General features: G+C 68.4%; 6 protein-coding genes. 4 read left to right on the forward strand and 2 right to left on the reverse strand.

Annotated elements, in window-relative coordinates; translation table 11 throughout:
* Positions 1-63: 63 nt before the first annotated feature.
* Positions 64-2,391 carry an accessory Sec system translocase SecA2 gene (gene secA2 / locus ACFWMR_RS41130; RefSeq protein ID WP_378382305.1) on the reverse strand — a complete coding sequence of 776 codons (2,328 nt, stop codon included), beginning with the start codon at positions 2,389-2,391 and terminating at the stop codon, positions 64-66.
* Positions 2,392-2,540: 149 nt separating this feature from the next.
* Between secA2 and ACFWMR_RS41135 the strand changes: the two genes are divergently transcribed.
* Positions 2,541-4,112 (forward strand): alpha/beta hydrolase, encoded by a 1,572-nt coding sequence (locus ACFWMR_RS41135; RefSeq protein WP_378382309.1) that lies wholly within the window; start codon positions 2,541-2,543, stop codon positions 4,110-4,112.
* Between the two features lie 63 nt (positions 4,113-4,175).
* Here ACFWMR_RS41135 and ACFWMR_RS41140 read toward each other — a convergent pair whose 3' ends face one another.
* The gene (locus ACFWMR_RS41140; protein ID WP_378382306.1) at positions 4,176-4,835 is read right to left on the reverse strand and encodes an LppX_LprAFG lipoprotein; all 660 of its coding nucleotides are present in this window, start codon (positions 4,833-4,835) and stop codon (positions 4,176-4,178) included.
* Between the two features lie 89 nt (positions 4,836-4,924).
* Between ACFWMR_RS41140 and ACFWMR_RS41145 the strand changes: the two genes are divergently transcribed.
* Genes ACFWMR_RS41145 through ACFWMR_RS41155 form a run of 3 tightly spaced genes read left to right on the forward strand, consistent with a single transcriptional unit; the run spans position 4,925 to position 9,177 of the window.
* Positions 4,925-6,208 carry an MFS transporter gene (locus ACFWMR_RS41145; RefSeq protein WP_378382307.1) on the forward strand — a complete coding sequence of 428 codons (1,284 nt, stop codon included), beginning with the start codon at positions 4,925-4,927 and terminating at the stop codon, positions 6,206-6,208.
* 48 nt (positions 6,209-6,256) lie between these two features.
* The gene (glnA, locus tag ACFWMR_RS41150; RefSeq protein ID WP_005168007.1) at positions 6,257-7,600 is read left to right on the forward strand and encodes a type I glutamate--ammonia ligase; all 1,344 of its coding nucleotides are present in this window, start codon (positions 6,257-6,259) and stop codon (positions 7,598-7,600) included.
* Positions 7,601-7,614: 14 nt separating this feature from the next.
* Positions 7,615-9,177, forward strand: coding sequence for an amidase (locus tag ACFWMR_RS41155; RefSeq protein WP_378382308.1), 1,563 nt, complete (start codon positions 7,615-7,617; stop codon positions 9,175-9,177).
* Positions 9,178-9,610 lie beyond the last annotated feature (433 nt).

Raw genomic sequence — 9,610 nt, forward strand, 5'->3', positions numbered from 1 at the left:
CTGTCACTCTCCAAAAGAGAGTGACAGCAAAGGTCCCCCGCTCACCGCTGAAGGACCGGCGCGCTACTTGCGCTTGATCATGCTCCGCACCTTCTTGATGGTCTGCTCGAAGTCGGAGTCGAACGGGTTGTCGTGCACCAAGTACGTCCACGTCGTGTTCGCCCGCCGCACCCCCGCGTCACCGAGGTCGATCCCGTCCTCGGTGATCTCGGCCTCCTCGAGCGTCTTCGCCGCCCGGTCGGCCGCCTCCGCGATGATCTTGTGGAACTCGGGGATCGCCGCGCGGTGAAACTCGTCGATCGGCGTCTCCCGCGCCAGCGCCCGCAGATGGATGCTCTCCCTCACGTCGGTCAGGAACGCCAGGTGGTCCGACCACAGCTGGTCGATGTGGAACAGCAGCACCTCCCGGCTCAGCTGCTCGACCTTCGCCTCGTCCTCGACCGCTTCTGAGAGCTCCTTGAACTTCTCCGGGTGCGCCTTCTCCAGCACCTCCGCCGCGTGCGCGGTCCGAAGCACCTTGTCCCGATGTTCGAGCAGCTCACCGCGCTGCCGCTCGATCAGCCGCGTGTAGCGCCACGTGTTCCGGTGGATCTCCAGGTCGACACCCTCGGCGACCCGCTGCGCGTGGTTGATCTGCCGCAGCGCCGCCGGGTCGGTGACCTCGCCGCTGCCCACGTCGGAGCTGATGCCCTCGGGCACGTCCGGCGCGTTCGACAGCACGAGTTCGTCGTTCAGGCTGGCGAAGAACACCGCGCTGCCCGGGTCGCCCTGCCGTCCGGACCGGCCGCGCAGCTGGCCGTCCAGCCTGCTCGACGGGTAGCGCGCGGTGCCGATCACGTGCAGGCCGCCCAGTTCGACGACCTCGTCGCGGCCGTCGCCGTCCTTGCCGCCGAGCCGGATGTCGGTGCCTCGACCGGCCATCTGGGTCGAAACGGTGACCGCGCCCTTCTTGCCGGCGTCGGCGATGATCGCGGCTTCCTCGGCGTCGTTGCGCGCGTTGAGCACGACGCATTCGAGATCGACCTTCGCCAGCTTCTCGGCCAGCTCCTCGGACTCAGCGACGTCCTGGGTGCCGACAAGGATCGGCCGCCCGGATTCGTGCACCCGCCGGATCTCCTCCTCGATCGCGCGCAGCTTCTGCGACGGCGATCCGAAGATCCGGTCCTCCTGGTCTTCGCGGATGTTCGGCGTGTTCGGCGGGATGACCGCGACCTCGAGCTTGTAGAACTCGCGCAACTGCTCGGCGACCGCGACCGCGGTACCGGTCATCCCCGCGACCTCGGGGTAGCGCGCGAGCAGCGCCTGCACGGTGATCGAGTCGAGGATCTCGCCCCGGTCGGTCGCCTTGACCTGCTCCTTCGCCTCGACGGCGGCCTGGAGGCCGTCCGGCCAGCGCTGCAATTCGGCGACGCGGCCGCGCGCGGCGTTGATGAGCTGCACCTTGCCGTCGCGCACGAGGTAGTCGACGTCGCGGGTGAGCAGCGCGTGGGCGTGCAGCGCCACGTTCACGGCGGGCAGCCTGTCCGAGCCGGTGTCGTCGTAAAGGTTGATGTCGTCGCCGAGGGCCTTCTCGACCACCGACGCGCCCGCCTTGGTCAGCCAGGCGTTGCGACCGTCGGCGTCGGTCTCGTAGTGCAGCCCGAGCCGCAGCCGCCGGACGATGTTCGCGACCTCTTCGTCGGCGTCGGTGTGGTCGATCGATCCCGCCATCACCAGCGGCACGCGGGCCTCGTCGACCAGCACGGAGTCCGCCTCGTCGACGATCGCCACCTCGGGTTCGCGCTGGACCAGGTCCTCTTCGCGGGTGACGAGGCGGTCGCGCAGCACGTCGAAGCCGATCTCGCTGACGGCGCCGTAGGTGACTTCCTTCGCGTAGGCCTCGCGGCGCTCGTCTCGGGAGTGCGCGGGCTCGATCCAGCCGACGGACACGCCGAGCAGGTCGTAGATCGGGCCCATCCACTCCGCGTCACGGCGGGCGAGGTAGTCGTTCACCGTGACGACGTGGACGTGCTTGCCGCGCAGGGCGTACCCGGCACCGGCCAGCGCACCGGCCAGCGTCTTGCCCTCACCGGTCTCCATCTGCACGATGTGCCCGCTGAGCAGGCCCATCGTGCCCAGGAGCTGGACGTCGAAGGCGCGCTCGCCGAGTGCGCGCCGAGCGGCCTCACGGCCGAGCGCGCAGACCTCGATGAGCTGCTCGTTGCCGAAGGCCGAGGCGTCCCGAAGCTTGCCGGCCCGCTCTGTCAGCTCCTCGTCGGAGAGCTTCTCCAACTCGGGCTCGAGCTTCTCGATGGCCGGCAGCAGCGCTTCGTAGCGGGTCAGCTCGACGCTGCCCGGCCGCTGGATGATCCGGCGCAGCTTCTTGCCCACCCGGCTGATCAGTGCTGCCACCCCTGTGCTCCCGTCTGTTCTTCTGCCGTCCGCACCTGTCTCACCAACGCAGTGGTGGTGCGGCCGAGTTCCGCGGCCGATGGCACGATCCAACCGTGTTCACTCATGTCAGCGCCAGGTCCCGTGCCCGTCGATTCGCCGCGATCACGCTGTCCGGCCTGCTCGCGGTCACCGTCGCCGCGTGCTCGTCGGGAGAGGGTAGAACCCAGCCGCCGCCTCCGGCCACCGAGTCGCACGCTCCGTCCGGACCGGTGCCCGCAGGACTCGAGAAGTTCTACGGACAGAGTCTGACCTGGGCCGACTGTGCACCCTACGCGACATCCGATGACGCGAAAGCGGCGTTTCGAGTGAAGGACGCACAGTGCGCCCGGCTGACCGTCCCGCTCGACTACGCGAAGCCCGAAGGGGACTCGATCACGCTCGGCCTGCTGCGCCGGAAGGCGCTGGAAACCGACGAAAGGATTGGGGCGCTCGTGGTCAACCCCGGTGGCCCCGGCGCCTCCGGCATGGCGGCCGCGGCCGGTCTCGCCTCCCGGACTGCGACGAACGAGCTGGGCAAACGCTTCGACATGGTCGGTTTCGACCCGCGCGGCATCGGTGCGAGCGAGCCGCAGATCCGCTGCCTGACCGACGCCGAACGCGACGCGGACCGGGCGGACGACGGCGAGACGGACGGGTCACCCGAGGGAGTGAAAAAGCAGGAGGCCGAGTCCCAGGACTTCGCGACCAAATGCGCCGAGCGGACCGAACACGGCCCGTCGATGCTCGCGAACGTGGGTACGCGGGACGTCGTCAAGGACATGGACGTCCTGCGTTCGGTCCTCGGCGAACCGAAGCTGAATTACCTCGGCTACTCCTACGGGACGCGGATCGGATCCGCCTACGCGGAGGCCTTTCCCGCGAACGTCCGCGCGCTGGTGCTCGACGGGGCCGTCGACCCGGAGCAGGACGCGGTGGAGTCGCTGGTCGCGCAGGGGCAGGGCTTCGGCAAGGCGTTCGGGGAGTTCTCGAACTGGTGCGCCGCGCGCGAGGACTGCGCCCTGGGGCGTGACGCCGCCGGTGTGACGAAGGCGTTCCAGGACCTGGTGCGGCCGCTGATCGACTTCCCCGTCCCGGTCTCCGACGGCCGAAAACTGTCGTACGAGGACGCGACCACAGGCGTGATACAGGCCCTCTACCAGGAAGATCTCTGGGAACCGCTCAACACCGCGCTCAACGATCTGAAGCGTCAGCGCGGCGACGGCCTGGAAAAGCTGGCGGACCTCTACAACGAACGCGGCGCCGACGGCCGTTACGGGACGACACAGGACGCGTTCGTCGCGATCCGGTGTGTGGACGACCCGCGGGTCACCGATCCGGCGAAGCTCCTCGACGCGCAGAAGCGGTATGCGGAGGCGGCGCCGTTCCTCGACGACGGCAAGCCGGACGGTTCCGCGCGCGACGCCTGCGCTTTCTGGCCGGTGCCGAACACCTCGGAGCCGCACCTGCCCAACGTCGAAGGCCTGCCGAAGACGCTGGTCATCTCGACGACGAACGACCCGGCGACCCCGTACCAAGCGGGCGTCAACCTGGCGAAAGCGATCAAGGGAGCTTTGCTGACGTTCGAGGGCAACCAGCACACGGTGTTCCTCCAGGGCGTGTCGTGCGTCGACCGGATCGGCATCGACTACCTGGTGAATGGCGCCCTGCCGGACGAGGGCACCCGCTGCACCGCCAAGTGACGAAGCGATAGCAAAGGTCCCTTGCTCTCCCGCCGCACCAGCCGGGGGAGCAAGGGACCTTTGCTATCGCCCGCCCCCGACGACCACCCCGTTATGCCTGGTCAACGCCAACTCCAGCATCACCGCGAAGTCCTGTGGACTCGTCGGCGGCACCTGCAACCACACCCGCATCAGCCGCCGCGGCTCGTCCTTCGAAATCCACAGCTTCACGAACACGTCCGACTTGATTTCCGGCACGATCCCGCCGATCACCGCGGCCGGCACCTTCGCGCCGATCCGGATCGAGTCGGTGTCCTGCACCCGCTCCCACCGCTCGCCGCGCAGCTCGGTCGCCCCGGTCAACAGCCGCCGCAGCCCACCGTCCGCCCCGAGCATCGCCTGCGGCGTGTAGGCCGCCGAAGCCGGAATCACCCGTTCCCCGTCGAGCGTGATCTCCGAGCCGGACAGCCGGTACTCGACCTTCATCCGTCCGGTGTCGTCCTGCAGGTCGGCCTTGCCGACCGCGCCACCTTCGAGGCTGACCTCGCCGTCGAGCCCGCGCACCGGCAGCCCGGTGACGACGCCGTTCACCCCGAGCGTGAACCGCACGCTGCGCAACGAGACGAGGGAGTCGGCCGCCGCGCTCACGAGTTCCTGGGCAGGGGGCAACGGGGGAGATCCCGCACAGCCGCCGATGAGCCCGATCGTGAGCAGCAGCGCCGGCATGAGGTGACGGCAGCGCATGGTCAGACCCTATGACCTTGGCCCGAATCTTTCGCACAGTGTCCTTCCGGCCACTTCCGCCGAGGGCCGACGGCGATGACGCTGTACCCGTGCACCCTGAGAACCGACTCCACCGCGCGTGGTTCGTCGCCGCCGCCGCGTTCGTCGCCCTGCTCGCCGCCGCCGGTTTCCGCGCGGCCCCCGGCGTCCTCATCGACCCACTCCACGACGAGTTCGGCTGGTCCCGCGCGACGATCGCGTCGGCCGTCTCCGTGAACCTCGTGCTCTACGGCCTCTTCTCGCCCTTCGCGGCAGCTCTCATGGAGCGCTTCGGCATGCGACGCGTCGCCTCGACGGCCTTGTTCGTGGTCGCGATCGGCGCGGGCGGCACGGTGTTCATGAACGCGAGCTGGCAGCTCATCCTCTGCTGGGGCGTCCTGGTCGGCGTCGGCACCGGCTCGATGGCGATGAGCTTCGCCGCGACGGTCGCCGCCCGCTGGTTCGTTCGCAGCCGCGGCGTCGTCACCGGCGTTCTCACCGCCGCGGGCGCCACCGGCCAGCTGATCTTCCTGCCGATCGTCGCGAACCTCGCCGTCGACGAGGGCTGGCGGACGGCGTCGCTCGTCATCGCCATCGCCGCACTGGCCGTCGTCCCCGTCGTCCTTCTGGTGGTCCGCGATCACCCGTCCGACGTCGGGACGACCGCGTACGGCGCCGAACCCGGCGAAGTCGCTCCCGTCACCCGGGCGGGTGGTTCCGTCCGCCGCGCGCTGACCGTCCTCGGCTCGGCGGCACGCACGAGGACGTTCTGGTTGCTCGCCGTCGGGTTCGCGATCTGCGGCGCCACGACGAACGGCCTGGTCAGCACCCACTTCGTTCCCGCGGCGCACGACCACGGCATGCCGCAGACCACCGCCGCCGGCCTGCTCGCGCTCGTCGGGATCTTCGACGTCGCCGGCACGATCGCCTCCGGCTGGCTCACCGACCGTGTGGATCCGCGAATCCTGCTCGGCGTCTACTACGCCCTTCGCGGCGTCTCGCTCGCCCTGCTCCCGCAGCTGTTGAGCGGAACGGTGGAGCCGAGCATGTGGGCGTTCATCGTCTTCTACGGCCTCGACTGGGTGGCGACGGTTCCGCCGACGGTCGCGCTCTGCGTCCGCCAATACGGCGCCGCCGGGCCGATCGTCTTCGGCTGGGTCTTCGCCAGCCATCAGCTCGGCGCCGGTCTCGCGGCTTTCGGAGCGGGCGCGATCCGCGACTCGTCCGGCAGCTACGCGCTCGCCTGGTACATCGCGGCGGGCCTCGCGGTGCTGGCTTCGGTCGCCTCGCTGTCGATCACCAAGGCCGCCAAGCCCGAACCGGTTCCGGCGGGGGTGTCCACCACTTCCGCTTGATCGGCGCGTCGAAACATGTCGTTAACACGTTCTCGTTAGGGTGCGGCCATGGATCGCCAGCAGGAGTTCGTGCTCCGTACCTTGGAAGAGCGCGACATCCGTTTCGTCAGGCTCTGGTTCACGGATGTGCTGGGGTTTCTCAAGTCCGTCGCGGTGGCGCCCGCCGAGCTCGAGGGTGCCTTCAGCGAAGGGATCGGCTTCGACGGATCGGCCATCGAAGGGTTCGCGCGCGTCTACGAATCCGACATGGTCGCGAAGCCCGACCCGGCCACGTTCCAGGTCCTGCCCTGGGAGACCCCGGACGGCGGCCCGTACTCGGCGCGCATGTTCTGCGACATCGCGATGCCGGACGGCTCCCCGTCCTGGGCGGACCCCCGGCACGTCCTGCGCAGGCAGCTCTCGAAGGCGGCCGAAGCGGGTTTCACCTGCTACGTCCACCCCGAGATCGAATTCTTCCTGCTCGCCAGCCTGCCGGACGACGGCAGTGAGCCGGAGCCCGCGGACAACGGCGGGTACTTCGACCAGGCCAGCCACGCGACAGCGACGCACTTCCGCCGCCACGCCATCGAGACGCTCGAGGCGATGGGGATCTCGGTCGAGTTCAGCCACCACGAAGGCGCACCCGGCCAGCAGGAGATCGACCTCCGGTACGCCGACGCGCTGACCATGGCCGACAACGTCATGACGTTCCGTTACGTCGTCAAGGAGGTCGCGCTCACCCAGGGCGTCCGCGCGACCTTCATGCCGAAGCCCTTCACCAACCAGCCGGGTTCGGGCATGCACACCCACGTGAGCCTGTTCGAAGGTGATCGCAACGCCTTCTACGACGCGGAAGACCCGTACGAGTTGTCCGCGACGGGCAAGGCCTTCGTGGCGGGGCTGCTGCACCACGCGAAGGAGATCTCGGCGGTCACCAACCAGTGGGTGAACTCCTACAAGCGGCTGATCAGCGGCAGCGAGGCCCCGACGACCGTTTCGTGGGGCCGGGCCAACCGCTCCGCCCTGGTCAGGGTGCCGATGTACTCGCCGGGCAAGGCGTCGTCACGTCGTGTGGAGATCCGAACGCTCGACTCCGCCTGCAACCCCTATCTGGCGTACTCGGTCATCCTTGCCGCCGGGCTCAAGGGCATCGAGAAGGGCTACGAGCTGCCGCCTCCCGCCGAGGACAACATCTGGCAGCTCTCGGACGCCGAACGCCGCGCGGCCGGCTACGCCCAGCTCCCGCAGAACCTCGGTGAGGCGCTGGCCGAAATGGAAAAATCGGAACTTCTGCCCGAAGCGCTCGGAGAGCACGTTTACGACTTCTTCCTGCGCAACAAACGTGTTGAATGGGATAACTACCGCAGCGCGGTGACCCCGTACGAGCTGCGGACCCTACTTCCGGTTCTCTAGACGAAGGAGACCTGATGGTGCGGCGGCCGATGTACGGAGTTCTCACGACCTTGGTCGCCGCGACCATCGCGGCGAGTGCCGCACCACCGGCGTCAGCGGGCGGGAAACCGCTCGATCTCGACGCCGCCGACATCCCCTCGCTCCAGGCCCGGATGTCCTCCGGACGGCTGACAGCGGTCGGTCTGACCAAGGCTTATCTCGATCGCATCCACAAGGTCGACCGCACGGTGAACGCGGTCATCGCGGTCAATCCGGCCGCGATCGCGCAAGCGGCGGAGAGCGACTTCCGACGTCGCGCCGGCAAGAGCCGGGGGCCGCTCGACGGCATCCCGATCCTGGTGAAGGACAACGTCGACACCCGGTCGCAGCAGACGACGGCGGGTTCACGGGCACTCCGCAGCAAGCCCGCGAAGGACGCGACCTTGATCCGCCGCCTGCGTGACGCGGGCGCGGTCGTCCTCGGCAAGGCGAACCTGTCCGAGTGGGCGAACTTCCGCGCCGCCAAACCCACTTCCGGATGGTCGGGCGTCGGAGGACAGACGAACAACCCGTACGTGCTCGACCGCAATCCCTGTGGGTCGTCCGCCGGATCCGCCGCGGGCGTCGCCGCGTCGCTCGCCCAGGTCTCGATCGGCAGCGAGACCGACGGTTCGATCGTCTGCCCGGCCGGGATGACCTCGACGGTGGGGCACAAACCGAGCCTCGGCCTGGTCAGCCGCACCGGCGTGGTGCCGATCTCGGCCGAACAGGACACCACCGGCCCGATGGCCAGGCACGTCGTCGACGTCGCGCTCACCCTGTCCGCGCTCCAAGGCCGCGACCCGAGCGACCCGGCCACCGGCACGTACCCGCCGAATCAGCCGACCGACTATGCCGCGCACCTGCGCCCCGGCGTGCTGAAGGGCTCTCGGATCGGGCTCTGGCGGCTGCCGGTACTCGGCCCGGACGTCGACGCCGTGATGACGAAGACCAGGAACTCCCTGGTCAAGGCCGGTGCCGAAGTCGTCGAGGTGACGCCGCCGTACCAGGCCAGGCTCGGTGAACTGGAGTTCCCGGCGCTGCTCACCGAGTTCCACCGGGACATCGATCGCTACCTGGCCACGCGTCCGGAAGGCCCGCGCGACCTCGCCGCGCTGATTGCCTACAACCGGTCCGACCCGCTGGAGCAGACCTGTTTCGCCGGGCAGGAACTCTTCGAACAGGCGCTCGCCGCGCCCGGCCCGTCCGACCCCGGCTACCTGGTCAACCGCCGCGAGCTGACCGACCTGGCGAAACGCTCGATCGACGAGACTCTCGCCCAGTACCGCCTCGACGCGATCGCCGCGCCCACGAACCCGCCCGCCTGGAAGACCGACTGCAAGACCGGCGACAACGACGTGATCCCGTCGTCGACGCCGGCCGCGGTCTCGGGGTATCCGGCCGTGACCGTGCCCGCCGGTTTCGTCGGCGAGCTCCCGGTGGGTGTCTCGTTCATGTCGGGGCTCTGGACCGACGCCCGAGTGCTCGCTTATGCGGCCGACTTCGAACGCGTCGTCCCGGCCCGCAAACCGCCTCGCTACCTGAAGACCGTCGGATGACGGCGGCTTACACCGGCTGACCTGCGGCAATGTCGTTAAGTGACCCCCCTGTTTTCGGGGGGTTCCGGGGCATGTAATCTTCTCTTCGTCGCCAGGAACACCGGGCCACCGGGGCCGAAAAGCCCCAGGTCAGGAACCAGGGCCGAGCGGGTTGACACCGCGAACCGGACCAGGTAATGTTCAGCGTCGGCCCACGAGCGGCCGCCGACCCCCTACGACTAAACCCGTAGGATTCGGCATGCTCGACCAAAAGCTTGTGAATATCGCTTTGAAACAAAGTGTGTTGCTTGAGAACTCAACAGTGTGCTAGTGAACTAAGCCAGTAGAGCTTATGTATTTGTAACCTCGTTTTGAGGTTCCTTTGAGAGCAAGTATTTATTTGCCTCGATCAAATTTGACATTGTTGGAGAGTTTGATCCTGGCTCAGGACGAA

Source organism: Amycolatopsis thailandensis (assembly GCF_042723255.1).
Classification (GTDB): domain Bacteria; phylum Actinomycetota; class Actinomycetes; order Mycobacteriales; family Pseudonocardiaceae; genus Amycolatopsis; species Amycolatopsis thailandensis.

What these genes read in the sequence shown, in the direction of transcription:
- glnA (WP_005168007.1), top strand. Translation starts at nt 6,257, where the DNA reads ATGGATCGCCAGCAGGAGTTCGTGCTCCGTACCTTGGAAGAGCGCGAC.
- ACFWMR_RS41155 (WP_378382308.1), top strand. Translation starts at nt 7,615, where the DNA reads ATGGTGCGGCGGCCGATGTACGGAGTTCTCACGACCTTGGTCGCCGCG.
- ACFWMR_RS41140 (WP_378382306.1), bottom strand. Translation starts at nt 4,835, where the DNA reads ATGCGCTGCCGTCACCTCATGCCGGCGCTGCTGCTCACGATCGGGCTC.